This is a genomic window from Paenibacillus sp. FSL H3-0310 (assembly GCF_038002785.1).
GTDB lineage: Bacteria > Bacillota > Bacilli > Paenibacillales > Paenibacillaceae > Paenibacillus_AQ > Paenibacillus_AQ odorifer.
The window spans coordinates 1,549,061-1,575,002 of record NZ_JBBODC010000001.1 but is presented as its reverse complement, the minus strand read 5'-3'; the positions used below and the strand labels follow the sequence as shown (position 1 = coordinate 1,575,002).

Here is a 25,942-nt window from a genome sequence, read left to right as displayed (position 1 = left end):
TTTCAAGTAAAATCCGCCTAGGAAGTGTGGGGGGAGCGTCCCACAAGAGCGGAATACATTCTTGCGCTTCCCTGCAATTCATTCGCCTTACACCCTCTCAACCTGCTCTTCAACTTCAGGCTCATTGAAATAGGATTCGAGTTGAAGCTTCACACTACTCCTGGCACGAAACAATAATGATTTCACTGAGCTTACACTCTGATCTAAAATTTCTGCGATTTCTTGATAGTCCATTTGATCATATTCACGTAGGATAAGTGCAGAGCGTTGTTTTTCGGGAAGATTATTTATCGCCTCACGGACCAAATTCATCCGTTCATTGCGCAATGCAGCCTGCTCGGGTGCAACTTCAAACGGTGCTACTGGTGTATATCCACTCTCTTCCAGAGATACATTACCGGCACGGTTCTTGCGAAGCTCACTTAGAACAGTGTTGCGGGCGATAGTGTACAGCCATGTTGAGAATGAAGCATCTACCTCTCGAAAGGAATGCAAGCTACGAAATGCCTTGTAGAAGGTCTCCGAACAAAGGTCCTCTGCGATAAGCTCCATATGTGAATTTCTAAGCATATGATATACAAATGCTAGTATTTTACGTTGATAACGACGCATTAATTCTGAATATAATTCCGTGTTTCCTTGTTTGATTTGCTGGATCAACTGGGAATCCGTCATGGTGAGATTGGCCCTCCTCGCCCTTGCACGTCTTTTCCCATCCGGTCCGTACTTATTATACCGGTTTGGGCTTTAAAAGTTGCGGTGTTACTGCAAATTTTTAGTTTTTTTATGAAATACACCTATGTATATTCAACTACCCGATAATTAAGGCATGATGTATATGAAGAAGACAAAAAGAAATAAGGCATACTTCTAATTTTACATAAATATAGAAACGAATCTAGAAACATACCTGCTCTATTGTACCACATATTCTCATAGGATGACATTAATAGACTTTAGATAGGTCGACTCGCCAGCAAGACCCGACATTGGATTTCTGACTTAGAATCCGGCTTTAAAAATAACACATTTATCAATTTTTAAAAACTGTTGACAAAATGTAAACGTATACATATAATAAAAGTACAGTATGGTTTCTCTCCACTCCTATCCAATACTTAACGGTTCCAATTTATTGTGAACTGTAGCCGCTTACTTTGTAAGCGGTCTTTTTTTGTCCTGAAAGCGCTCTACCTTTTTTTAGATGATCTATATTAGATTATTTTACTATAGCGAGCGAATTAGCTTCCACAAATCCCCACAATTATCTATTACCCCGTCTACGTCCACTTGAAGAGGGATATGCTCATTACATTTCCAAATGTCTGGCAGCCCTGCGTTACGGCTCTCTTGTACGTCATTCATTGGATGATCACTACAAATATAGCCTCCTCTGCGCTCACCCCATTGGTATCCTTCCTTTTGCAAAAATAAAGGATTAAACCGGGGAAGGTGATAAGCCTACGGGCAGGTTCGTTACATAGACGTCATTTGCATAGCTGCGTGTGTAATCCACCCTCTAATCCTAATCGTATGGAAAAGAGTCAGGATAAACAATATACTAGCTATAAAGTTATTTGTTGAGGTGAATTTGAAATGGATGAAATCGATGAATCAAAACAACTGGTACTACAAATCGGCGGTGCCTTGAAAAAGTACAGAAAAGAAAAAAACATGAGCTTAGACGACTTAGCGGAATTAACGGGCGTAAGTAAACTTACTCTGGGGAATATCGAACGTGGCGAGACAAACCCAACTTTGGCGATAATATGGAAAATTTCAAAAGGCATATCTTTGCCCCTATTAGCTTTGTTCAAATCTGAAGACCCTGTTAGTTTGTATCGAGCAGGCGAAGGTCTTCGGTTTTCTAATGATCAAAAGAATTGGATCATAGAACCCGTCTTTAAAAATGTAAGCAACGATATTGAAATGTGTCGGGCTTACTTACAGCCAAATAGTTCGTATCACCCTGAAGGTCATCATGTGAATACAACTGAAATTGCGACAGTAATGACTGGTTCCATTGAAATACGAGTCGATGGAGAAATGTACACATTGAATCAATATGATACGATCAGTTTTCGTGCAGATCGCCCTCACTCTTATACCAATCATACGAATAGCGAAACAGTGCTCCATATCTCCTTAAAATATGGTTTCTAAAAGTCGAAAATTTCACCTATTACATGCAACTCAGTATTCCATTCTAAATGGAAACTCTGAGTTGTATTTTTTTATCTAATATAAGCATTTCAATTTATAGAACCATCTCAATAAAGTAAACTTTAAAATACTTATTGTTAAATTTAATATATTATACTATACTTTCATTGTCCGCGCGGATATTAGTACGCATTAATTCTGGGAGGGAAAATGAAGAATGCCGAATAAAAAATTCGTACCATCATCTTTAGGGCTGCTACTACTCGGCATTATTATTATTGCCGCAAATTTACGTGCTCCCTTAACCTCGGTCGGTCCTTTAGTGGGTCTCATAAGGGATGACGTTCATATTTCCAATACTTTAGCAGGCTTGATCACAACGGTACCTTTACTTACCTTTGCTTTATTATCGCCTCTAGTACCAAAACTAGGACGTAGGTATGGAGTTGAACTTTTAATTTTGTTTGCCCTGATCTTTTTGACTGTTGGAATTGTAATACGTTCTTTATCTGGGGCTGCAAATCTGTATATTGGAACTGCAATTCTTGGATTTGCAATTGCCGTTTGTAATGTATTAATGCCAAGTTTAATCAAACGTGATTTCCCTAATAAAATCGGTGCCATGACTGGTGTATTTGCAATTTCAATGAGTTTATCTGGAGCGATCGCCTCGGGAATCAGTGTACCGCTAGCTGCAAACGCAGGTTTAAAATGGCAGGGTGCATTGGGAATTTGGGGGATCCTAAGCTTTGTATCGATCCTCTGCTGGTTGCCTCAATTAAGGAAGCGTACGAAGCAAACAGCCTCGACGAGTCAACAGATGACCGGCAATGATGTGAATGTTTGGCGTTCCCCTCTTGCCTGGCAAGTAACCTTGTTTATGGGGATGCAGTCTATGATTTTCTATGTGCTGATCGCATGGTTGCCTGAAATTTTAAAACAGCAAGGCATTGACTCAAGCCAATCAGGATGGTACCTCTCAATAATGCAGTTAGCACTGCTTCCATTTACCTTTATTGTCCCCGTTATTGCAGGGCGAATGTCAAATCAACGTTCGTTAGTGTTCATTACAACCATTTTGCTTTTGACGGGAACGCTCGGACTGCTTTACGGAAGCTCCAACATCATTCTGTTGTGGATCATCATACTCGGAATTGGTGGAGGCTGTGCCTTTAGCTTGTCCATGATGTTTTTCGGTTTACGTACTAAAAATGCGCATCAAGCAGCGGAACTGTCTGGTATGGCGCAATCGATCGGATATCTGCTTGCCGCAATTGGTCCTGCCCTTATAGGATATTTGCATGACACGACAAATAGTTGGAACGTGCCACTTTTCATACTGCTTGGAGCTTCGGTCTTACTCTTTATTGTCGGTCTAGGAGCAGCAAGAAATCGTTTTGTAGGTAGCCAAGCTAGTTACGAAGAAACAAACTCAAGTACCAGAGAATTTCTTGGAAGAAATACTGATCGAAATGAAGAAAGCGAGTTGGGGAACAGTTGCAACAAACCAAACCTAAATTAGAGTCTTCGGGTATTAATCCGGAAGCATTTTGCGGCACTCCTTTCTTTGCTTCGTTGATCAAAAAACATTTAGCTTGTACTAAGACGCTATCGGACACAGTTGACCTTAAATGCAGCATTAATCCGCATTTGGGATGCTAACGGACCGCATAGTAGCTATTGGCACGAAAAACACCCAATATAAGCCTCTTTATGTGAAATAGCGTCTGTGGAGTCCGAAAGACTGCTTCAAAGGCAAAAAACGAGCAAATAACGTCATTAGGGTCCGTAAGTACTAGGTGGTACTTATACTGGTACTTATACTGGTACTTATACTGGTACTTATGGTGGTACCGATGCCGATGACGATACTGACGGCATGTTGAAATAAGCAACCAATAACCCAAAAAACAAAAAAATAGCGATTCTCTATTCACATGAGAATCGCTATTTTACTGTTTTTTATGATTTAAAAATGAACCCGAACTAACCTTAATACTACACGTATACCGTATAATCATGATGCTGCAACAGGATCTTCGCCCGCTCCATATCGTTCTCCTGACGGAAAGAGAGACGCATAATCCCCGGCACATCTTCACGGCTTTCGATAATTTGTACGTTGCTAAGGTTAATTCCTTGATCCCCCAGCTCTGTAGCAATACGACCGATAATCCCCGGATGATCCGGTACATCAATATGTAGGTCAAATAAAGGTGCTATCATACCTTTACGCCGTTCAGGCAATTGACTACGGAAGCCATTGGCTTCATGAAATGCCTCTTCAATCCCTACACCATCTTCACTTTCCAGCAAACGAACAAAAGAAGAAACTTCCTCGTTCCAATCCTTCAATAAACGAAGCATCACTGAACGATTGTTTAACAAGATATCACGCCAAATAATTGGATCACTGGACGCAATCCGTGTAATATCCCGAAAGCCCCCTGCAGCTAACGTACTATACAAGGAGTCAGTATCATCATAAGCTTTAATCTGATTTACCAGCGCAACGGCAATAATATGTGGCAAATGACTAATGGCGCCTACAATCTCATCATGACGTTCTGGATTAAGGCGTACAATCTGCGCTCTAGTAAGGTGGAGTAAGGACTCCAACGCATGATAAGCCTCGTCTGGCACTCCCGGTGGAGGCGTTAATACGTAATAGGCATTCTCAAACAACAGCGATGAAGCTGCCTCAACACCTGAACGCTCTGATCCTGCCATAGGGTGACCGCCGATAAAATGTACTCCAGGAATATCCAAAGAGACCGCGCATGCGGCAATACTAGCTTTCGTACTTCCAACATCTGTAATGATGCAGCCGGGCTTGAGCGGCAATTTGCTTAACTGCTGCAAATAATCCTCTAGCATACCCACCGGCACACATAAAAAAATGAAATCGGCATCGATTGCCGCTTCCTCCACAGACAATGTGGCACTATCGACCACACCTCTGCTAATATACTTACTCGCGGATTCAGGACGGTGGGCATGGCCAACGACGGTCAGGCCCTCCTTGCCTTTAAAGCAAAGGGCCAGTGAGCCTCCGATCAGACCGACACCGAATATTGCTATTTTTGTCGTCATGTTCTTTGAACTACCTGCCTTCTTTAGTCTTGACTTGCTGTTATTACTAGGCGCGTACTCCACTCTCTATAAGAGTTTGTTCCAGCGCGGTGATAAAAGCCGTGTTCTGCTCAGCCGAGCCCACAGTAACCCGAATATAAGTCGGATAAACCTGATGACCCGCTCTTACGATGATTCCTTTACGCATCAAAGCATCAAAGACCTCTGTAGCAGGCTTTCGAACATCTACCATGATGAAGTTCCCGTGTGCCGGGAAGGATTCTAGGCCCAGACGTTTGAATTCACCTTGCAATTGGACAATACCCGCGCTATTAAGACGACGACATTCCTGTACGTAATCTTGATCATTCAAAGCAGCAAGAGCTGCAGCTTGAGCAAGCCGTGAGGTATTAAAAGGCTCACGTACCTTGTTGATCAACGAAATGATCTCAGGACTCGCAACACCGTATCCAATACGCAATGCAGCTAAGCCATAAATTTTGGAGAATGTGCGGAGCACAACCAGATTCTTGTAACGAGTCAGCAACTGGATGCCATTGGAGTATGAAAGATCTGTTACATACTCACAATATGCCTCATCAAGGACAACCATTACATTGGAAGGCACAGCATCCAGGAAAGAAACCAAAGCTTCCTCTGGAACAATCGTACCTGTTGGGTTATTCGGATTACAGATCCAGATAACCTTAGTGCGGTCCGTTATACGGGCCAGCATCCCATCCAGATCATGTGTACCTTTTACAAGTGGCACCTCAATAGATACCGCACTTTCGATGTCTGCGTTACTCTTATACACGGAGAAGGTTTGGTCCGCCATGATTGTCTCATCACCCGGTAAGAAAAAGGCACGAGCAATAAGTGCAATAATCTCATCTGAGCCACAGCCAAAAATAATATTGTCGTTATTCACGCCAAGACGGCTGGAAAGTGCTGAAGTCAATTCAACGGCTGAGCCGTCCGGATAAAGATAAAGATTCTCAAGTTCTGCTAGAATTGCTTCTTTTGCACTCGGTGAAGCTCCATACGGGTTCTCATTGGATGCAAGCTTAATAACCTCACTTAAGCCAAGCTCCTTCTTGACTTCGTCTATAGGTTTCCCTGGTTTGTAGACAGGGAGATTAACTATATTCGGTTTTGGATTCATACAATAGTCCTCGCTCTCCATAGTTGATTACTCCACTATACACAGGTCAGAATGACACTGTTATGGTCTTTTTAATTGTGCCACAAATTCTCGAATTTGCAACAGTCCCTCATTCCGCGTAGCAGGATGATCGAGCAACGGAATTACCTCTTCTATTTTGCGGACAATGGCACTCCCTACTACAACACCATCGCAAATCTGAGCAAAACGGGCAACCTGTTCGCCAGTAGAGATCCCAAATCCTACAGCCACTGGCAGATCCGTAGCTTGACGAACGGAATCAATAAAGGCTTCTACATCCGCATGGAAAGAGGATCTTTCTCCAGTCACCCCTAATGAAGATACACAATAGATAAACCCGCTCGCACCGGATACAATCTTTGCAATACGTTCGCTTGAGGTTGGTGCAACTAAAGGAATGAGGTTGACTCCAACTTCATCACTACGGCGCCGCATCTCCGCTGATTCCTCAACGGGAAGATCCGGGATAATAAGTCCGCTAATTTCATGTTTGTTCAGATCAGCAAAAAACGTATCTAGACCCATTTGCAGAATAGGATTGTAATAAGAAAACAAGATAAATGGCAAACTGCTGCCGGCTTCACGAGCCTTTAACGCGGTCTCCATGCAAGTGCGCAGGTGAACTTCACCCCGCAGTGCCCGGGCAGATGCTCGCTGAATTACAGGGCCGTCTGCAAGCGGATCAGAGTATGGTACTCCTAGCTCCAGAATATCTGCCCCTGCTGTCTCCAGTTCAGTGATGATGGCAAGAGTAGTCTCCAAATCCGGATCTCCAACAGTCAGAAAAGGAATCAATGCGGTCCGGTTCTCAGCTTTTAGCTTTCGGAATACCAAATCCATCCGGTTTGTAGTTTGGGTTGTCATTCAGTTCCCTTCCCTTCTGTATACGCCATAATGGATTCTACGTCTTTGTCTCCCCGGCCTGACAGGCAGATGACAACAATGTCATCCTTAGTAAGGGTTGGACCCATTTTTACAACATGTGCTATCGCATGCGCCGATTCTAACGCTGGAATAATGCCTTCCGTTACACATAGCAGCTTCAGTGCATCTAGCGCCTCTGCATCTGTAATCGGGACATATTTTGCGCGTTCGATATCTTTTAGATAGGAGTGTTCAGGACCTACACCAGGATAATCCAGGCCTGCGGAGATGGAATGTGCTTCTGTTACTTGTCCATGCTCATCCTGCAGGAGATAACTCATCGATCCCTGGAATACGCCATGAGTTCCTTTACTCATTGTTGCCGCATGAAAAGGGGTATCAATGCCTTTACCAGCCGCCTCTACACCAATCATACCGACATTTTCATCCTCAACAAATGGATAGAACATACCGATGGCATTACTGCCACCGCCTACAGCAGCTACGAGCACATCCGGCAGCCTTCCTTCAGCCTCCAGAATCTGGCGCCGTGTTTCATCCCCAATAACCCGCTGAAAGTTACGAACCATCATCGGATAAGGATGCGGTCCTACAGCTGAACCCAATATATAGAAGGTATCATCTACATTGCTAACCCAGTAGCGAAGCGCTTCGTTGCCGGCATCTTTTAAAGTACGCGATCCGGAAGTAACGGGAATCACTTCTGCACCAAGCAGCTTCATCCGGAATACGTTAAGGGCCTGGCGACGTGTATCCTCTTCCCCCATAAACACCTTACATTCCATACCTAGCAAAGCTGCAACTGTAGCTGTGGCTACACCATGTTGACCCGCACCCGTCTCAGCGATTACCTTCGTTTTTCCCATCATTTTGGCCAAAATCCCTTGACCAATCGCATTGTTAATCTTATGGGCACCTGTATGATTCAAATCTTCACGCTTCAGATATATTTTAGCTTCTCCCAGATGTTTGCTCAGCCGTTCCGCATAATACAGCGGGGTCTCCCGTCCGGAATACTGCTTTAATAGATAATCTATTTCTTCCTGAAAAGCTGGATCTGCCGAAAACTTACGGTAGGCCTCCTCCAACTCAATCAATGCATTCATCAAAGTCTCGGGCACGAAGCGGCCTCCGAATGAACCGAAACGTCCATGCTGGTCCGGTACTTGTATCATGATTGCTTCACCCTTTCCACAAAAGCTGTCATTTTTTGAATATCCTTAATGCCGTCAGTCTCTACTCCACTCGACACGTCTACCCCATACGGGGCATAGGTATCAAGCAATTCACCAACATTATCTGTATGAAGCCCTCCAGCCACAAACAAGGGCAAGTCATGTTGTACTGCAATTTCTTGGTAAGTAGGTAATTTATTCCAAGCGAACGTTCGGCCGGAGCCGCCACTCTGCAATGGATCATAAGTATCTAATAAAACCGCATCTACTGCAGCTGCGTAATCTTCCAAGCTATATTCATTTTCAGCTTTATCCCGCTCTTGATCCGCAACGGACAGTGCCTTCCATACCTGAACCTGTGGATAAGCTCGGCGAACCTGCTGGCAAAAAGCTGGACTCTCCTGTCCATGAAGCTGAATTACATCTAAATGCACCACAGACAGCAATTCGTTCAACTCATCCAGCTCCGGATTAACAAAAACCCCGGCAGCCTTAGGAATTTCACCAGTCTTCCAATTTGGAAGCTCTGCAATCAGTTCGGCAGCACGCTCTATGGATACCTTCCGGCGGCTAGGTGCAAAAACAAATCCGATATAATCTAGTGGTAAGTGTAACATAGATTTTAGCACTTCAACGTCCTGAAGTCCACAGATTTTTACTAATGTCTCAGCCATGCCGGACACGGTCCTTTCCATTAGGAAGCTCACCGAGCAGACCGTTAACCGCATCCTCTACGTTAGCTTGACGCATTAGATACTCCCCAACGAGCACTCCGTGAGCACCAGTAGTTCTTAGGTAGCCGATGTCTTTTGACCCGGAAATTCCACTTTCGCTGATCACTGGAACACCTTGCGGCACAAGAGCTGCCAGCTCGGCTGTTGTCTCCAAAGAGGTCTCAAAGGTACGTAGATTACGGTTATTAATTCCTAGCAGGACGTTAGGTTGGGTTATCTTTTCTGTGCTCAGTACAACCGCCAGTTCATTTCGGTCATGCACCTCAATCAAGATATCCAATCCAAGCCCTGAAGCTATATCTATAAAATGAGATAGTTGTGCCGGTGTCAAAATAGCGACGATTAACAACACGGCATCCGCTCCGAGAAGACGTGCTTCGTAGATCTGCTTCTCATCGATAATAAAATCTTTGCGAAGCAGCGGCAGATTTACAGCTTCTTTCACTTGCTGCAGATAAGCTGCGCTGCCCTGGAAATATTCTGTGTCCGTCAGAACAGATAAGCAATCTGCACCTCCAGCTTCATACCCTTTTGCAATGGAAACAGGATCAAAATCCTCACGGATCAACCCTTTGGAAGGAGAAGCCTTCTTCACCTCAGCGATCAAGCCCATATCTCTGTTCTTCCCTTGGGTCAGAGCCTTACGAAAGCCTCTTGTTGCCGGAAGAAGCGCAATATCACGCTCTGCTTGTGCCAGCGAAAAGTTTTTACTGAGCAGTTCAACCTCTTTAATCTTAGTCGCGACAATTTTATCAAGATACATAATTAAGTTCCTCCGTCATAGCTACAAGCTGATTAAGCTTGGATAGTGCCTTGCCTGAATCCACTACTTCTTTTGCTCTCTCTACGCCTCCGGCCATGGTATCTGCCAGACCAGCAACATATATACAGGCTCCGGCGTTAGCAAGAACGATATCGCGATAAGGATTCATCTGCCCTTGAAGGACCGAGGTAATAATCGCCGCATTTTCAGCTGCATCTCCACCCAGCACAGCTTCCAATGGATGTCTGTTAAGACCTAATGCCTCTGGCGTTACCTCATACGTGGTTACGATGCCCTCTTTTAGCTCAGACACTAATGTAGGGGCCGAGATGCTGATTTCATCCAGACCATCCAAGCTGCTAACAACCATCGCACGCTTGGACCCCAGCTCCTTCAGTACATTAGCCACCGTCTCTGTCTTATTCCGATCATAAATCCCCAGCAGCTGACGGTCAGCACCAGCGGGATTCGTAAGCGGACCAAGCATATTAAAAATCGTCCGCACTCCAAGCTCTTTACGCGGTGCTGCCGCATGCCGCATCGAAGGATGATAGATTTGTGCGAATAAAAAACAAATGCCGATTCGATCCAAGCATTCCCGAGCCTGATCCGCATTCAGATGAATGTTGACGCCCAAAGCTTCAAGTACATCTGCACTTCCTGCTCTACCGGAAGCTGAGCGGTTGCCATGTTTGGCAACTCGTACCGAAGCCGCTGATGAAATAATCGCTGAGGCGGTAGAAATATTAAACTTATGGATGCCGGAACCGCCCGTACCACATGTATCTAGCAGACGCGCTTTTTCAGTAAGGACAGGTGTGCCGAAACCTCTCATGGCTTCCGCAAACCCCGTAATCTCCTCCACGGTCTCTCCCTTAATCCGTAAAGCGGTTAGCAGTGATCCGATTTGCGCCTGTGAAGCCTCTCCCAGCATGATTGCACCCATTATATCCCGTGCTTCTACACGTGTCAGACTTTTGCCTTCGATTAGTCCAGCAATTCCTGATTGTATCAATTTTGTTGCATCCATAATGTTCATCCTCCCAGCCTTAATGTAATCTTTTTTATTAATCAAACCACCTGTTCAGGGGTATATGCGTACATGTAATCTTGATTGATGACTTGTTTCTCTTTTATCTCGGGTGGGAACATAGCCTCTGCCATACGAATAGCTTTTAGCATGCCCTTCGCTTTATTCACCGTCTCTTCATACTCTTTCTCCGGAACCGAGTCCCAAACGATACCCGCTCCAGCCTGCACATATGCTCTGCCCTTACGGAAGATGATTGTACGGATGGTGATACATGAATCCATATTTCCCGAGAATCCCAAATATCCAATCGCCCCCGCATAAGCACCACGGGCTTCTCGCTCCAATTCAGCAATAATCTCCATTGCCCGTAGCTTAGGTGCTCCTGAGACAGTACCGGCTGGCAGACAGGAGAGAAAGGCATCAAAGAAATCTTTATCCTCGCTAAGCGTGCCTGACACATTCGAAACCATATGCATGACATGAGAGTATCTTTCAATTTCCATAAAGGAATCACATTTTACAGAGCCGAATTTGGACACTCTTCCTAAATCATTACGACCTAGATCAACTAGCATCAAGTGCTCTGCACGTTCTTTTTCATCCTCCAGCAGCTCCGCGGCGTAAGCACGATCCGAAGCTTCACTTTCACCTCTTGGTCTTGTTCCGGCAATCGGCCGTGTCTCCACACGGTTTCCATCTACCTTTACGAGCGCTTCCGGTGAGGTTCCAACAATAATCTCTTCATCCATTTTCAAATAATACATATATGGAGATGGGTTAAGCGTCCTGAGCATCCGGTATACATGCAGTGGAGAAACTTCCGTTTCAATATGCAGGCGCTGCGACAACACCACTTGAAAAATATCGCCAGCCCGAATGTATTCCTTCGCTTGTTCTACGTTGTTGATATATTGTTCTTTAGTCAGGTTGGAATGAATCTCACCCAGCTCAATATCCTGCGGAATGCTGCGGCGGTTCACATTTTCCTTAGGCCCTTCCTTCTGCAGCTCTTCGGCCATATCCTCAAGCTTACGACTTAAGCTTTCGTAATTGGATTTGATATCTGAGTCCGTATCACCGTCTTTAACATGCAGGTTGCCAACTAGGAGAATTTGTTGTTTCACATGATCAAAAACAATGATGCGATCACAGAACATAAACCGGATATCATCCATTTGGAGATCATCTACTGGATGCTCAGGCAGCTTCTCATAATATTGCAGCAGATCATATCCAAAAAATCCGATCGCTCCTCCAGTAAATGGCGGCATCTCATCCAGCTTAGGGCTACGGTATGAACGAAGCAGCGCCTTAAGCTCCTCAATCGGCTTTCCATGCAGCTGTTTTTTCTTACCGTCGATCTCTACGTTAATCGCACCCTTTTTTCCCGATATCATTAAAAAGGGATCGCTGCCGATGAACGAATACCGGGCCCATTGTTTGCCACCCTCTACACTTTCTAGTAAGAACGCGCGGTCACGTTCAGCAAAACGTTGGAATAACCGGATAGGTGTTTCCATATCAGCCAGCAGCCGCTTCACAACAGGAATCAGATTATAATCCTGCGACAGCTTTACCACCTCTTGAACACTCGGATTCGTCATTTTTAGATGCCCCCTCAGTTATATAAATCTTTCCGAAACACAGAAAAACCCTCTACCAAAGTAGAGGGTTTGTGTAAGTAAGTATATGTTTTTGAGCAATGATCAGCATCGTTATGTTGTGCCTACAGACTTATCTCTAAATAAGATACATCACGGATGTGAAATAACACTCCAGTACATATCAAAATAAAGACTCTGCGTACACAAAAACTGCTAATCAGGCATAAACGTCTTCAGCATCCTTATAAGGACGGTAAGCGTATATGCGTGAAATATAAGAATGTATAGAACAAAGCTTATACTTTCTTATATTCGCAAAAATTTCTTGCACTCTGCTCAACTATACTCATCTCAACTCAACTAAACTCTTCTATACTCGGCTAATTACACTATACATGATGACAAGGGTCATTGACAACCCACAACTCAAATTTAAGACTTACTCTGCGACAAATCCGGACGAAGCTTCTGAGCTTCATTCAGATACACATGGCGGATCTCACGCTGTGATTTATCCGTATTAAACTGCACCATTAACCGGATACACATCGGCAGGCTGCCTTTGACCGGGATCTCGGTTGAACACATAAGCGGCACCATTTCCCAGCCCTCAATCTCACGAATGGCTCTTGCCGGAAAAGTAGCATCCAGATCATTGGTCATCGTAATCCATACATTGCTAATATCCTCAGCTATAACATTATTGCGTTCAACGATCTCCCGCAGCAGCACAACGGTTTCACGCAAAATCTCTGTTTCTTCGTTATTAATCACGGTAGTTGCTCCGCGAATCCCTCGATTTACCACGGTTTCCCCTCCTTTTTAAGCTCTGCCAGAACCTCTCGCACAAGCGATTCCTGTACATCGTTTACAATACTAACAGCTCCTATGGCATCAGGCACAATAAAAGTCATTCTGCCTTCTTTGAATTTCTTATCATGCATCATCGCTTCCATTAGCTCCTCTTCATCATATTCAGAAGGAAGCTGTATAGGCAGTGAAAGTGCAGATAACATAGATACTGTATCCTCATAGATGGATCGGTCACGTCCAAGCTTTACAGCCAGCAGCGCCGAACCCGCCATACCAATCGCAATCGCTTCACCGTGCAAAAACACACCGTATCCGCCAACCGCTTCAATAGCATGGCCGATCGTATGGCCTAAATTCAGGATCGCCCGAAGTCCATGCTCACGTTCATCGTTCGCCACGACATGAGCTTTGATCGCACAACCGCGCTCAAGGGCATAACCCAGGGCTTCAGCATTCAGAGCAAGCAGCTCATCAGCATGTTCACGGCACCAATATGCGAATTCTTTGTCCATAATCAGACCATGCTTCACTACTTCAGCTAAGCCAGAAGAGACTTGGCGCGGCGGAAGCGTGCGAAGGGTATCCAAATCGTAAAGCACCAGCGAAGGTTGATAGAACGCACCAACCATATTTTTGGCTAGTGGATGATTGACAGCCACTTTGCCGCCTACGCTGCTGTCATGGGCTAGAATCGTCGTTGGAATTTGTAGAAATCCTATTCCGCGCATGTAGGTAGCTGCTACAAAACCAGCTAAATCACCAACAACCCCGCCACCTAAAGCCAACACCGCTGAGTTGCGATCCAGTCCCGCTTGAATCGCGGTCGTCATAACCTCTTCATACACGGTTAATGATTTGGATGCTTCCCCTGCCGGCATAATATGGCTTACTACGGTATAACCTTGCTGACGTAGAGCTTCTTCAAGCGCCGGTAAATACCGTGGAGCTACTTCACTATCACTCACAACCAGTAGCGGGCTACGAGTGGACAGTCCAGCCTCAGCACAGTACTGGGCAATGTTCTGCAGCAGACCACTACCGATGTGGATTGGATAAGAACGATCTCCCAAATCTACATTGATTGTACGCATGATTAATAACTCTCCAATTGTGCAAGATAGTTTTCATAATTCGCTTTAATTTCTTCGAGAGAATCCCCGCCGAATTTATCAAGAAATGCTTTAGCAACTTCCCATGCCACTACGCTTTCCAGAACCACACATGCCGCTGGAACTGCACATGCATCCGAACGTTCTACTTGAGCAGTAAAAGGTTCTTTCGTATCGATATCTACACTTTGAAGTGGCTTATACAAGGTAGGAATAGGCTTCATAACACCACGAACCACTACCGGCATGCCATTCGTCATCCCGCCTTCAAAACCGCCTAAACGATTGCTTGCGCGATAGTATCCTTTAGAAGCTTCATACATAATTTCATCATGGACTTGCGATCCACGCAATTTACCTGCTTCAAACCCAATGCCGATTTCAACGCCTTTGAAGGCATTAATCGACATTACTGCCCCAGCAATTGCCCCGTCTAACTTCCGATCTGACTGTACATAGCTGCCAAGTCCAATGGGCAGTCCTTCGACGATACATTCAACGATTCCACCGATGGAGTCGCCCTCTTCCTTGATCTGATCTATGTAAGCCTCCATTTTCTGTTCTGTTTCTTTGTCGACAACTCTGACAGAAGACTGTTCTGTCCGTTCAATCAGCTCATCGATAGGCAGATCATTTGCAGGAGCCTCAATTTCACCAATGCGAATGACTTGACCTGCTACTTTCACACCAAAAGCTGCCAGCAGCTGTCTGGCTACAGCGCCACATGCGACTCTGGCTGCGGTTTCGCGGGCACTGGAGCGCTCCAGAACGTTGCGAAGATCCGTATGATTGTACTTCAATCCACCATTCAAATCTGCATGTCCAGGACGCGGCCGATTTACCCGGCGTTTTTCTTCATCACTGCCTGGAATAGGTTCAATATTCATAATGTTCTTCCAGTGAGTCCAATCCTTGTTCTCTACTACCAAGGCTACCGGAGCACCCGTAGTATAGCCGTGACGTACTCCACCTACAATCTGTGCCGTATCTTTCTCAATCTGCATGCGGCGTCCACGTCCGTATCCCTTTTGTCGACGATGCAATTGAAAGTTAAGCTCTTCAAAATCCAAAGTTAAATTACTTGGCAATCCCTCAATAATAGCCGTTAGCTGGGGGCCGTGCGTTTCCCCCGCTGTTAAATAGCGTAAACTCATGATGTCTTCCCCCTTTTATACTTTTAAACTGTAAACCGCTAAAATCCTATGATCTTTGCTCATTATAGTATAGGGAATCCGCTTTGACAAGAAAGGGATCTCCCTAGAAACACTGTATGTATACCGAAATAAAAAGCGCCATCCATACCCTTAAGAGTATGAATGGCGCTCCTCGGCTGGGTCCTCAGCTTGTTAGCTGCCGAGCCGCTGGCTTGGTGGAGGGAATGTAGACTTACGCTCTTCCAGCTGCAGAAGGCGCTCCAATTGCATTTCCTCCACACCGAGAATTTGCCCGCACTCACGAACGGTGATAAAGCCTCGTTTGTACGCGGCAATGACCTTGCTTTTGTCCATCGGTTTAACTTTCCTTTCACTTAGCGTACAGATTCTACTATCCAGTATCACTGAACTTTTGCGAAAGTATACCTTTGAAGTTAATGGCGAAGGAGCAAAAAGTATTTATTTTTTACGATAGAAAAAAGTTTCCGTCGATTCAAAGCCATATTGAGCCGGTGTAAAGATTTGCTCTGTGCTGCCCACAAACAAATAACCACCCGGACGTAAGCTAGCCGAAAACTTATGATAGAGCTTGTTCTTCGCTTCTTCAGTAAAATAGATCATTACATTGCGACAAATAATAAGATCGAAACCTTCGTCGAACTTGTCCAAGAGCAAATTTTGTTTGCGGAAATCTATGTTTTTCTTAAGTGAATCGCTGACCTTGAAGACAGGGCCTTCCGGCGTAAAATAACGTGCTGCCACGTCTTTCGGCACATCCTTTAAAGAACGTTCCAAATAAAGACCCTGCTTTGCTTTGGATAAAGCGCCATCATCAATGTCAGTGGCAAGAATACCTGTCTGCGCCAATATATTCTTGTCCGACAAAATCATAGCCAGCGTGTAAGGCTCTTCGCCTGTGGAACATGCCGCGCTCCACAGCTTTAATTTGCGGCCCGACTGCTGGAGGTCAGGGAGGATAATATCCCGCAAAACTTCCCAGCGATTCGGATTCCGCCAGAACTCAGAGACATTGATCGTCATTCGATCTAAAAATTCATAAAATAAGTCCTTATTTTTCATCATCGCTGCAAAAAAATCACTGAAGGTATGATAACCATTCTTCATCCGAAGAGTCGTCAAACGCCGCTTCATCTGTGCTTCTTTATATTGAGCCAGATCAATTCCGGTGCTTTGTTTAACGTTGTGAATAAATCCGCTATAATCTGGATCTGTTGTTAATGCTGCAACATTACGATCAGACATGTTAATCCCCTGCCTCCCACCTGGACCTTACATCCAGACTGCGATGTCTTTGTTATACTGATTCAGTTCATCTGGAGCAAAGAAATTAGCAATTTCCCGTTCTGCACTTTCAGGCGAGTCTGATCCATGAATTAAATTAAGTGGTGTATGGCTGGCAAAGTCGCCACGAATCGTGCCTGGCAGAGCTTCTCCAACTTTTGTTTTGCCTATGAGTGTCCGGGATAAAGTTACGACATCATCGCCTTCCCATACCATTGCAAACACTGGACCTGAAGTGATGAAAGAGACCAGCTCTGAAAAAAAGTCTTTGCCTGCATGCTCAGCATAATGTCTTTTCGCTTGATCCTCACTCACTGTAATCAGTTTAGCAGCGACCAATTTAAACCCCTTATCCTCAAAGCGGGCAACAATACGCCCTATTAATCCACGTTGAACTCCATCAGGCTTGACCATCAGATACGTCTTTTCCATAGAAGCACTCTCCATTTTCCCATTTGAAGGGTTGTTTTGACGCTATCTTAACAGAAACATTGCTTTCTGGAAACGTTTAATTTCAATCTCACCAGAAGATCAATAACTTCTACCTGTTATAAAATACGCAATATCGCGCAGATTGCGCTTAGTCTTATTGTTAGGCAATTGTTCCAGCGCCGCCAGCGCCTTGTCGATATAACGTGAAGCGAGCTCCTCAGAACGGGCGATTCCGTCTCCGGAAAGAATGAGATCAATCGCATGTCCTACCGTGCTATGTCCCTCACGTATAGACTTCAGTTCCTCAAGCAATGACTCGCGCAGTCGCTCATCCTCAAGACTATAAATCACTGGAAGTGTAATGTTTCCTTGCCGCATATCACTGCCCGGAGGTTTACCGATCTGTTTCTCTGTGCCTGAGAGATCCAGTAAATCATCACGAATCTGGAACGCCATACCCACGTTATATCCATAATTATAAAGCAGACGAGCTACTTCTGGATCTGCCTCAGCAGCAAGAGCGCCGAGTTGGCAGCTAACTGCAATCAGCAGGGCTGTTTTGCGGCGGATACGCCGTAGATAATGACGTACACTTTGCTCACTGTTGAAAAAGTCACGAATCTGCTCCATCTCTCCGATCGACATTTCGATCATCGCCTTAGACAGAATTTGATGAATTCGTGGATTCTTCAGCTCCGTAGTCATAACCAGCGCTTTTGCATATATGTAGTCACCAGTGTACATGGCAATTTTATCGCCCCATTTTGCTTTCACGGTGAGTTCACCACGGCGCAATTCTGCATCGTCGATCACATCATCATGGACCAGTGAAGCGCTATGGATCAACTCTAACGGTATCGCCACCCGTTTCAGTTTTTCCAGATCATACTTACCGAATTTCCCGCCCATTAGGACAAATACGGGACGTAATCTTTTGCCGCCTGCCTTTAATAAATGCAGGGAGGTTTCTGTAAGCAGATCGTCATCCCCCTGTACACTGCGGTACAGCTCTTTTTCAATCTGATCCATATCTCTGTTCAGTAATCCGAATATTTGCAGTCGTTTCATTCTTTCACCCGTGTCAACAGTTTATGGCTCCAAATCTCCATCTTCACTTCCTGCGGCAGCAGGCCCATCTCATAGGCATAGCGGAAATAGAGGTTCAAACCTTGCTGCTGCCTTTCTCCAAAATCATAACATAAATTGCGGAAGTACCCTTCCCAATAAGACTTTGTTCCTCCAATGTTAGAACAAGCTGCTTGTACAATAGGATCTAAATCTCTCAATCCCCGCATTTTACTCTCGGCAAAAGCCTCTGCAATCTCAGAAATAGCTTCCGGTTTGTCCTCCGCAGCCTTTCGATTCACTGCCCAGACCGCAAAGGTCATCCCTAAGCCCGTCCATTCCTTCCAAACCTCAGCTAGATCAGTAACGATATAACCTTGATCCTGCCATGAGGCCTTAATAGCATTATCACCAATTAATAAACAGGCATCCGCTTCATGCATCATGTCATCCAAATCAGGATTAGCGCTAATATACTCCGGTTTATTGCCAAAAGCTTTTTCCATTAAAATTTTCAGCAAATTTACTGAGGTTGCAGAAGTATTCGTAACAGCGATCTTACCGCTGCCAATCTGAGCAAATGGCACCCTGGAAAAAAGGAATATTGATCTCACAGGACCGTCCGCGCTAACCGATAAATCAGGTAGAAGTAATAATTTGTCACTGGCCTCAGCATAAGCAAAAGAGGATAAAGCACCTACATGAATAGTTCCACGGCTCATCCCCTGATTAAGAATGGCAGGTACCTCACTCACCATCTCTGCAGGATATTTCAGTGCAGAGGGATGAAAATTGTGAAATACCGGCCATGAGTTGGTATAGCTGATTTTGCCAATGATGGTGTGGCTGTTATTGTCCATCCTTTCAATCCCCCCATCTTCGAAATAAATTGTGTTCAATATTAAAGCTGTCAAGCACTTTGCCCACCATGAAATTAATCAGATCATCCATACTTTGCGGCCCAAAATAAAAAGCCGGCATTGCGGGAATCATCCGAACTCCCAGACGGGACAGCTTCAACATATTCTCTAGATGAATAGCATGCAGTGGAGTCTCACGAGGTACAAGCACCAGTGGGCGGCCTTCCTTGAGCATAACGTCAGCAGCACGTGTCATCAGATTATCAGAGGTCCCATTCGCTACCGCGGATAATGTTCCCATAGAGCAAGGCATAATAATCATCCCTTCCACACGAAACGAACCACTTGCAATGGATGCGCCGATATCCGCAACAGGATGATAAAGCAGAGAACCGGGATAGCCTTTGAACCTTTCGTTCAAAAAGCCCTCCCGGTCTGATGCGATATAGCCAAGTTCTTCTTTAAATACGCGCCAGCCCGCATTGCTAACTACCAAATGCACGGAGTAGCCTAGTGACAGCAAGGTTTCAGTTAGACGAACACCATATATCGCACCGCTTGCTCCTGTAATTCCAACCACGATGTTTTTCGGTTTAGTAAGCGTCATTAGTAGAACTGCACCACCAAGTCAATCAAAGTGAAAGAGAACACCACGATGCTCAATACGCCGTTCATAGTGAAAAAAGCAGTCTGCAGACGGCTCAGGTCACTCGGAGATACAATGTAGTGCTCATAAAAGAGAATGATATATGCGATGATCATGCCTGCTACATACCACCAGCTTAAATCCGTCATAAACAGCAACGATACGAAACCAATCGCCGTGAGAATGTGAAATACGCGGGCAATAAAGAGTGCACCTTGAACCCCGAACCGAACCGGAATGGACTTCAAGCCCTCTTTTAGATCAAACTCAACATCCTGACAAGAATAAATTACATCAAAACCTGCAGTCCAAAACACAATAGTGAAATAAAATACCATTGAAGTCCAATTCACACTACCAGTTACAGCTACCCAACCGCCTAAAGGTGCAAGCGCAATGGTCAGACCGAGGATAAGATGGCAGGCCCATGTAAAGCGCTTAGTAAATGAATAAATGACAAGAAGGAAAACTGCGATTGGCAAGAGCTTGGCCGACAAAGGATTCAGCTTAAAGGCTGCCCAAAAGAGTAAGAAAAACGAAATGCCGATAAAAATGACGACTTCACCGATCTTCAATAATCCTGCAGGAATAGCTCTTCCCGCTGTGCGTGGATTCTTAGCATCACTTATCCGGTCAATCAGTCGATTCAGACCCATAGCAGCGCTCCGTGCCCCAAACATAGCCACTACGATCCAACCAATCTGGCTCCAGGTAGGTAGTGTGCCAAACATGACAACGGAACCAAGTAAAGCGCCCATAAAAGCAAAAGGTAAAGCAAATACCGTATGTTCAAACTTGATCATTTGTAAAAAGATACCGATTTTCTTAAACATTCCCGTTCTCCTTGAGCCCAATATGTAATGCCGCGATGCCTCCGGTCAAGGGGAAGGATTCCACTTTTTGCAGTCCGGTTTCACGGAAAATAGCAGCTAATTGCTCCCGGTCAGGGAACAGCGCCAGCGATTCTGGCAACCATTTGTATTGCTCATACCTTTTAGCGAATAACTTGCCCAGCAATGGGAGTACACGCTGAAAATAAAAGAAATAGATACCTTTAAACGGTTGTTTCATCGGCTTGGAAAGCTCCAGGCAGACCACCATTCCTCCGGGCTTCACCACCCGTTTCATCTCGTTCAGCACTTGAACAAGATCCGGTACGTTGCGGAGTCCAAAACCAATCGTTGCATAATCAAATGCGTTGTCTTCAAAAGGCAACTCCATAGCGTTGCCCTGTACGAGAGAGATCCGGTCCTGAAGCTTGCGCTCCTCCACCTTACGGCGCCCCACTTCAAGCATGCCTGCACTGAAGTCGAGCCCTATCACATTCCCTGTCTGTGAGGCTTCGGCCAAGGCAATGCTCCAATCGCAAGTGCCGCAGCATAAGTCTACAGCTGAATCCCCGCGCTTCATACCCATCTTCTTCATCGTGAACTTACGCCAAGCCTTATGCCGACGAAAGCTTAAGATGTCATTCATCAAATCATATTTACCTGCAATACTCTCAAACACCGAGTGCACAAACTGTTCCTTCGGCTTGCTGTTATCACCCACAGCAGTTGTAGTTTTGTCCATAGTCATCCACTAACCCTCCACGGCTGCTTGTCCTGAGACTTTCATCTGCAGGAGAATACGATCCAGCGCTATCTCAAGCTCTCTAAGCAGGCTTTCGTCTTTAACGCTTTGTAATAGTCCCTGAATCGACTGAATCGACTGATGGAGCTTGTCCGTCAGCAGAGAATCACATTTATATTTCATCTTCAGCATCTTCCAGTCCTTCTGATCAAGGTTCTGGTCTTGAAGCTGTTTGCGTTCTTCCTCTGTCGCTGACTCCAGCATCTTCCAGTAGCAATAACCATTGCTTGCATTCTCAAGGTTATCACAACGCTGAAGCTCTATGGCAACAGTTTCGCACTGACTGAACTCTGTCAATAACTTCTCCCACAATTCCACTAAGGAATTCTCGATCATGGGCGTAAAAGAAAGGAACAGCCGCATATTGAGCTGTACCATGTGCCGCAAGTATTGTTCAGCCGAAAGACGGATTCCTCTCATCTTCACATAGAGGTTCGCTTTCAAGACATTGAAATCAGCAATCGCCTTACTCAAGATTCCAACCATCTCAATCTGATCACTCTTTGCAAGCAGATGGTAAAACCAGCTACTAAAATAATCACCAGCCAATACCTTTAATTGACGGGAACGCATAGGATCTCCACCGCGTCTATCATTCGAGCGGTCAATTACCTCATGTGTATCTAGTCCAAGTTGAATAAGTGCGGTTACGAGCGTATACAACTCACCAGTACTTCCTTTTACAGAAGATCCATGGTTTAGAAAAATATATAACAAATGACCCCGGCCATCAGAAAACGGCGGCAAATCCGTATGCTTCTGAATCATGTCGTAGTCGGTGTAGGGTTTTGCCAGTTGCGGTATGCAGTACGGTTTCATTTCAGCCTCCGAAGCCATTGACATTTATATTAATTCCTTTGTTCACAATCTTGTCTATTATATCACATGTTTTTTTGTCACGCACTGTGATACAACTGAGTTTCTTTTATTCTTCTCAAGGATAAATGAACTGCTTCTTCCAGAGCTCAGTCTCACTAATACGGAAGCCTGTCTTGAGACGCTCGGATATGGGGAGATTACCCGCAGACTGAAGTTCATTCTGGAGTTCAACGGACCACTCCGCGCGTCTGATATCCCCTGCTAGCAGCAGCCGGCGGCTATCCAGCCATTTATCCATGACCACGATGCGCAGCAGAAGCTGATCCACATTCAAGGTTTCTTGAAAAGCAAAAGAAATAGTCTGTGCCATATTTCGATAAAGCTCCTGGGGTTCATGATCATTTCCGCTCACTTTTAAATCCAGAGACAGAACGTGATCCTCCCAGCCTACGCTATCAATGGATAAGGTCAATGGAAGTGCGCCAAGAACATCAACAAGATTATCGTTGTCTAGCACCGTGTTATGGCCGCCAGTAAAAGTCTCCACTGCACCATTTCTCTGCTGTAAGGTTGAATCCATATCTGCCACTTTGGGCAATATTACAGCAGAGGTTGCAGTCAAGAGTAATACGGCTCCAACCCACCAGGCCTTGTTCATGAACACGCCCCCCTTATCCATAATTCCCACTCTTAGCGGAATACGATCATTTCTCTTTACTATATTTTGAAAAAAAGCAGGCTATGCCTGCTTTTCAGCTTTCACTTTCCAATTGTCCGTGCTTTGTCCATATTTCAGCCTTACCGCGGATCTTCATCGCTGAGGTATGATCAGTAAACTGGGCAATCAATACCTCACCCTTATCCAGCTTCTCTGTATGATGAAAACGTGTATCTGTACCTCTGGTTAACCCAATGACCTGAACGCCATTATCTTTAGCCTTAACCACAATATAGTCGCTGCCCGTTGGAAGCGGAGTAGTACCCGTATTTTTATCCATCATCACTCATCCTCCTCTAAACCTATTATACAGTTCATAGTATTTCAAAAAACAAATGCCGCCTTGGAGGGCGGCATAGTTGTTCTTAAAAAGACTATGGGATAGGTATGTAGAAATCTTTATTTGATTCCGTCTTTCAGCGCCTTACCGGGTTTGAATGCCGGTACCTTGCTTGCAGGAATTTCGATTTCTTCACCAGTTTGCGGGTTACGGCCTTTACGTGCAGAACGCTCACGCACTTCAAAGTTTCCGAATCCAACCAGTTGTACTTTATCACCGCTTTGCAGTGCTTCTGTAATTGCTTCGAAAACCGCATCTACAGCTTTAGTAGCATCCTTCTTGGGAAGTTCAGTTGCTTCTGTAACTACATTGATCAAATCTGATTTATTCATGTTTTCTCACCTCCCTGAGTAAATTCTCCGGTATCATACACTGTTTCCGTTTCAACGTAAAATATACGTGATAATCCCGTTTAAAACTTAACTTTGGCGCCCTTAGACCTTGAAGCGCAACAAACTTATAGTAATACAGCCCATCCATAAATTCAAGCTGTTACTCAAAAAAGGAGCAGAAATTATCATCTATCCTTGCATATTTATCTAAATTCAATCTAATTTGTTAGACCTATAGGAGCATTTAAGGTCTTTATTTCATCAGAATAATTGAGTCAGAATCACCGTTATTATAGGAACTAGGAATCAAGTTTTAGGATATATACAAATAAAAAGAGCAGGATTTCTCCCACTCTTTGAATTTATTTATATTCAGCTTAGAGAATAATTGCAATAAGTCCGCCGGAACCCTCATTTATAATGCGGCCAAGCGTTTCTTGCAGTTTGTAGCGCGCATTATCCGGCATCATAGCTATCTTGCCTTGAATTCCTTCTCTTACAATGGAGTGCAGGGAGCGGCCAAAAATATCGGATTCCCAAATCTTAATAGGATCATTCTCAAAGTCCTGCATCAGATAACGAACCAGCTCTTCGCTTTGCTTTTCCGTTCCGATGATTGGCGAGAATTCAGACTCCACATCCACCCGAATCATATGAATGGATGGTGCCGTAGCCTTTAAGCGAACCCCGAAGCGAGAGCCCTGACGAATCAGTTCTGGCTCGTCGAGTGCCATTTCGGCTAAAGATGGAGCCGCGATACCATAGCCAGTAGTCTTGACCATTTCCAAAGCTTCTGAGAATCGGTCGTATTCTCGTTTCGCATGTGAGAACTCCTGCATAAGCTGGAGCAAATGATCCTTACCGCGGATCTCAACCCCAACCACTTCCATCAGAACTTGATCGTACAGCTCTTCTGGAGCATACAGGTCGATCTCTGCTACACCCTGACCCATGTTCATACCACTTAGGCCAGCTTTATCAATAAAGTCATATTCGGTGAACTGAGATACGAGGCGGTCAACATCCCTCAGGCGGCGAATGTCTTTTACCGTATCGCGAACGGAGTTCTCATAACTACTACGTAGCCAGTGGTTTTCTCCAAGCACCATAACCCAGCTTGGCAGATTTACATTTACTTCATGCACTGGGAATTCATAAAGCACTTCCCGCAGCACACCAGTTACGTCATCTTCGCTCATGTTTGCGGCGCTTAGCGTCATAACTGGGATATCGTATTTGATGGCTAGCTCGTTACGGAGCTGCTGCGCTTCCTCACTGCGTGGCCGGGTGGAGTTAATGACAAGCACAAACGGCTTACCCACTTCCTTCAGCTCTGCAATGACGCGCTCTTCAGAGTCCACGTACGAGTTCCGCGGAATTTCTGCAATCGTACCATCTGTTGTTACCACTACACCTAGCGTTGAATGCTCCTGAATAACCTTACGTGTCCCGATTTCTGCCGCTTCCTGAAAAGGAATAGGCTCTTCAAACCAAGGTGTAGAGATCATACGTGGTCCATTTTCATCCTCGTAACCTTTTGCACCCTCTACAGCGTAACCTACACAGTCTACCAGACGAACATTAACCTCAAGCCCTTCCGCAACCTTGATTTGGACTGCGTTGTTTGGCACAAACTTCGGTTCTGTCGTCATAATCGTTTTGCCTGCTGCGCTTTGCGGAAGCTCATCCACAGCTCTTACTCGATCAGCCTCATTCGTGATGTTTGGCAGGACAATTGTTTCCATGAAGCGCTTGATAAATGTCGATTTCCCCGTGCGAACCGCGCCGACGACGCCAAGATAAATGTCTCCGCCGGTACGCTCGGCAATGTCCTTGAAAATATCCACTTTTTCCAAAAGAGATCCCCTCCTCATATTACTCCGAAGAAAAAATGCCTGAAGAGCATCGACTTCGCGTTCCGCCGGTAATCTGACCCTTGCAGGACATCAACCGGACTTATCGTATGCCCGCCCGAAGCCTAGCTGCTTTCGACCGGGACGTACTTGCCCCGCGCTAAACTCCGAATGCTCGGACATGCATTTGGACTAGTATCATCATATGTATCCGGAACGAATTTATGACCCGTATTCGCGCATTTCCCAATG

The 25,942-nt window shown here is 45.0% G+C and carries 28 protein-coding genes; 2 read left to right on the top strand and 26 right to left on the bottom strand.

The window, feature by feature from the left end:
- Positions 1 to 87: 87 nt before the first annotated feature.
- Positions 88 to 675, bottom strand: coding sequence for an RNA polymerase sigma factor (locus MHH63_RS07050; RefSeq protein ID WP_036676255.1), 588 nt, complete (start codon positions 673 to 675; stop codon positions 88 to 90).
- Between the two features lie 552 nt (positions 676 to 1,227).
- Positions 1,228 to 1,365 carry a hypothetical protein gene (locus tag MHH63_RS07045; protein ID WP_341171337.1) on the bottom strand — a complete coding sequence of 46 codons (138 nt, stop codon included), beginning with the start codon at positions 1,363 to 1,365 and terminating at the stop codon, positions 1,228 to 1,230.
- 231 nt (positions 1,366 to 1,596) lie between these two features.
- Here MHH63_RS07045 and MHH63_RS07040 point away from each other — a divergent pair, with 231 nt between their 5' ends.
- Together MHH63_RS07040 and MHH63_RS07035 are read left to right on the top strand one after the other, a co-directional pair.
- Entirely contained in the window at positions 1,597 to 2,163 is a 567-nt protein-coding gene (locus MHH63_RS07040; protein ID WP_038572428.1) for a helix-turn-helix domain-containing protein, read from the top strand.
- A 217-nt stretch (positions 2,164 to 2,380) separates the two neighbouring features.
- Positions 2,381 to 3,685: a CynX/NimT family MFS transporter gene (locus tag MHH63_RS07035; RefSeq protein WP_081383403.1), complete on the top strand. Its 1,305-nt coding sequence runs from the start codon at positions 2,381 to 2,383 to the stop codon at positions 3,683 to 3,685.
- Between the two features lie 476 nt (positions 3,686 to 4,161).
- On the opposite strand, the gene MHH63_RS07030 is transcribed toward MHH63_RS07035, so the two are convergent.
- The 24 genes from MHH63_RS07030 to spoIVA all read right to left on the bottom strand — a co-directional run bounded on the left by MHH63_RS07030 (position 4,162) and on the right by spoIVA (position 25,693).
- Positions 4,162 to 5,256: a prephenate dehydrogenase gene (locus tag MHH63_RS07030; protein WP_036676253.1), complete on the bottom strand. Its 1,095-nt coding sequence runs from the start codon at positions 5,254 to 5,256 to the stop codon at positions 4,162 to 4,164.
- A 46-nt stretch (positions 5,257 to 5,302) separates the two neighbouring features.
- Positions 5,303 to 6,400: a histidinol-phosphate transaminase gene (gene hisC, locus MHH63_RS07025; protein ID WP_076127634.1), complete on the bottom strand. Its 1,098-nt coding sequence runs from the start codon at positions 6,398 to 6,400 to the stop codon at positions 5,303 to 5,305.
- A 60-nt stretch (positions 6,401 to 6,460) separates the two neighbouring features.
- Positions 6,461 to 7,285, bottom strand: a complete 825-nt coding sequence (gene trpA / locus MHH63_RS07020) for a tryptophan synthase subunit alpha (protein ID WP_076127517.1) — start codon at positions 7,283 to 7,285, stop codon at positions 6,461 to 6,463.
- Positions 7,282 to 8,481 carry a tryptophan synthase subunit beta gene (trpB, locus tag MHH63_RS07015; protein WP_076127515.1) on the bottom strand — a complete coding sequence of 400 codons (1,200 nt, stop codon included), beginning with the start codon at positions 8,479 to 8,481 and terminating at the stop codon, positions 7,282 to 7,284. The genes trpA and trpB overlap by 4 nt, the downstream gene beginning before the upstream one ends.
- A complete protein-coding gene (locus MHH63_RS07010; RefSeq protein ID WP_076281431.1) occupies positions 8,478 to 9,155 on the bottom strand; it encodes a phosphoribosylanthranilate isomerase in 678 nt (225 codons plus the stop codon). Before MHH63_RS07010 ends, trpB begins: the two co-directional genes overlap by 4 nt.
- Positions 9,148 to 9,978 carry an indole-3-glycerol phosphate synthase TrpC gene (gene trpC / locus MHH63_RS07005; protein WP_036676246.1) on the bottom strand — a complete coding sequence of 277 codons (831 nt, stop codon included), beginning with the start codon at positions 9,976 to 9,978 and terminating at the stop codon, positions 9,148 to 9,150. The genes MHH63_RS07010 and trpC overlap by 8 nt, the downstream gene beginning before the upstream one ends.
- Positions 9,968 to 11,008 carry an anthranilate phosphoribosyltransferase gene (trpD, locus tag MHH63_RS07000; RefSeq protein WP_175618936.1) on the bottom strand — a complete coding sequence of 347 codons (1,041 nt, stop codon included), beginning with the start codon at positions 11,006 to 11,008 and terminating at the stop codon, positions 9,968 to 9,970. The genes trpC and trpD overlap by 11 nt, the downstream gene beginning before the upstream one ends.
- Positions 11,009 to 11,049: 41 nt before the next feature.
- Positions 11,050 to 12,615 carry an anthranilate synthase component I gene (gene trpE / locus MHH63_RS06995; protein WP_076127509.1) on the bottom strand — a complete coding sequence of 522 codons (1,566 nt, stop codon included), beginning with the start codon at positions 12,613 to 12,615 and terminating at the stop codon, positions 11,050 to 11,052.
- Positions 12,616 to 13,047: 432 nt separating this feature from the next.
- Positions 13,048 to 13,422: a chorismate mutase gene (gene aroH / locus MHH63_RS06990; RefSeq protein WP_076127508.1), complete on the bottom strand. Its 375-nt coding sequence runs from the start codon at positions 13,420 to 13,422 to the stop codon at positions 13,048 to 13,050.
- Entirely contained in the window at positions 13,416 to 14,519 is a 1,104-nt protein-coding gene (aroB, locus tag MHH63_RS06985) for a 3-dehydroquinate synthase (RefSeq protein ID WP_076184012.1), read from the bottom strand. Before aroB ends, aroH begins: the two co-directional genes overlap by 7 nt.
- A gap of 2 nt (positions 14,520 to 14,521) precedes the next feature.
- Positions 14,522 to 15,691 carry a chorismate synthase gene (gene aroC / locus MHH63_RS06980; RefSeq protein ID WP_076134686.1) on the bottom strand — a complete coding sequence of 390 codons (1,170 nt, stop codon included), beginning with the start codon at positions 15,689 to 15,691 and terminating at the stop codon, positions 14,522 to 14,524.
- Between the two features lie 192 nt (positions 15,692 to 15,883).
- Positions 15,884 to 16,045, bottom strand: a complete 162-nt coding sequence (locus tag MHH63_RS06975) for a hypothetical protein (protein WP_169744788.1) — start codon at positions 16,043 to 16,045, stop codon at positions 15,884 to 15,886.
- 105 nt (positions 16,046 to 16,150) lie between these two features.
- A complete protein-coding gene (locus MHH63_RS06970) occupies positions 16,151 to 16,954 on the bottom strand; it encodes a CheR family methyltransferase (protein ID WP_036676236.1) in 804 nt (267 codons plus the stop codon).
- 27 nt (positions 16,955 to 16,981) lie between these two features.
- On the bottom strand, positions 16,982 to 17,425 hold the full coding sequence (gene ndk / locus MHH63_RS06965) for a nucleoside-diphosphate kinase (RefSeq protein ID WP_076127503.1): 444 nt from the start codon (positions 17,423 to 17,425) through the stop codon (positions 16,982 to 16,984).
- Positions 17,426 to 17,524: 99 nt separating this feature from the next.
- Complete coding sequence (locus MHH63_RS06960; RefSeq protein WP_076127501.1) at positions 17,525 to 18,493, bottom strand: polyprenyl synthetase family protein; 969 nt, start codon at positions 18,491 to 18,493, stop codon at positions 17,525 to 17,527.
- Positions 18,490 to 19,350, bottom strand: a complete 861-nt coding sequence (locus MHH63_RS06955; protein ID WP_076127500.1) for a menaquinone biosynthetic enzyme MqnA/MqnD family protein — start codon at positions 19,348 to 19,350, stop codon at positions 18,490 to 18,492. Before MHH63_RS06955 ends, MHH63_RS06960 begins: the two co-directional genes overlap by 4 nt.
- A gap of 4 nt (positions 19,351 to 19,354) precedes the next feature.
- Positions 19,355 to 19,957, bottom strand: a complete 603-nt coding sequence (locus MHH63_RS06950; protein ID WP_036676229.1) for a UbiX family flavin prenyltransferase — start codon at positions 19,955 to 19,957, stop codon at positions 19,355 to 19,357.
- Entirely contained in the window at positions 19,957 to 20,829 is an 873-nt protein-coding gene (locus tag MHH63_RS06945; protein ID WP_076127498.1) for a UbiA-like polyprenyltransferase, read from the bottom strand. The genes MHH63_RS06950 and MHH63_RS06945 overlap by 1 nt, the downstream gene beginning before the upstream one ends.
- Positions 20,822 to 21,568, bottom strand: a complete 747-nt coding sequence (locus MHH63_RS06940) for a demethylmenaquinone methyltransferase (RefSeq protein ID WP_076127632.1) — start codon at positions 21,566 to 21,568, stop codon at positions 20,822 to 20,824. Before MHH63_RS06940 ends, MHH63_RS06945 begins: the two co-directional genes overlap by 8 nt.
- Before the next feature lie 9 nt (positions 21,569 to 21,577).
- On the bottom strand, positions 21,578 to 22,447 hold the full coding sequence (locus MHH63_RS06935; protein WP_076127631.1) for a heptaprenyl diphosphate synthase component 1: 870 nt from the start codon (positions 22,445 to 22,447) through the stop codon (positions 21,578 to 21,580).
- 115 nt (positions 22,448 to 22,562) lie between these two features.
- Positions 22,563 to 23,105, bottom strand: a complete 543-nt coding sequence (locus MHH63_RS06930) for a hypothetical protein (protein ID WP_280753030.1) — start codon at positions 23,103 to 23,105, stop codon at positions 22,563 to 22,565.
- Positions 23,106 to 23,199: 94 nt separating this feature from the next.
- Positions 23,200 to 23,448: a trp RNA-binding attenuation protein MtrB gene (gene mtrB, locus MHH63_RS06925; protein ID WP_051490908.1), complete on the bottom strand. Its 249-nt coding sequence runs from the start codon at positions 23,446 to 23,448 to the stop codon at positions 23,200 to 23,202.
- A gap of 116 nt (positions 23,449 to 23,564) precedes the next feature.
- Positions 23,565 to 23,837, bottom strand: a complete 273-nt coding sequence (locus MHH63_RS06920) for an HU family DNA-binding protein (RefSeq protein WP_036676223.1) — start codon at positions 23,835 to 23,837, stop codon at positions 23,565 to 23,567.
- Positions 23,838 to 24,214: 377 nt separating this feature from the next.
- The gene (spoIVA, locus tag MHH63_RS06915; protein ID WP_036676222.1) at positions 24,215 to 25,693 is read right to left on the bottom strand and encodes a stage IV sporulation protein A; all 1,479 of its coding nucleotides are present in this window, start codon (positions 25,691 to 25,693) and stop codon (positions 24,215 to 24,217) included.
- Positions 25,694 to 25,942: the final 249 nt, after the last annotated feature.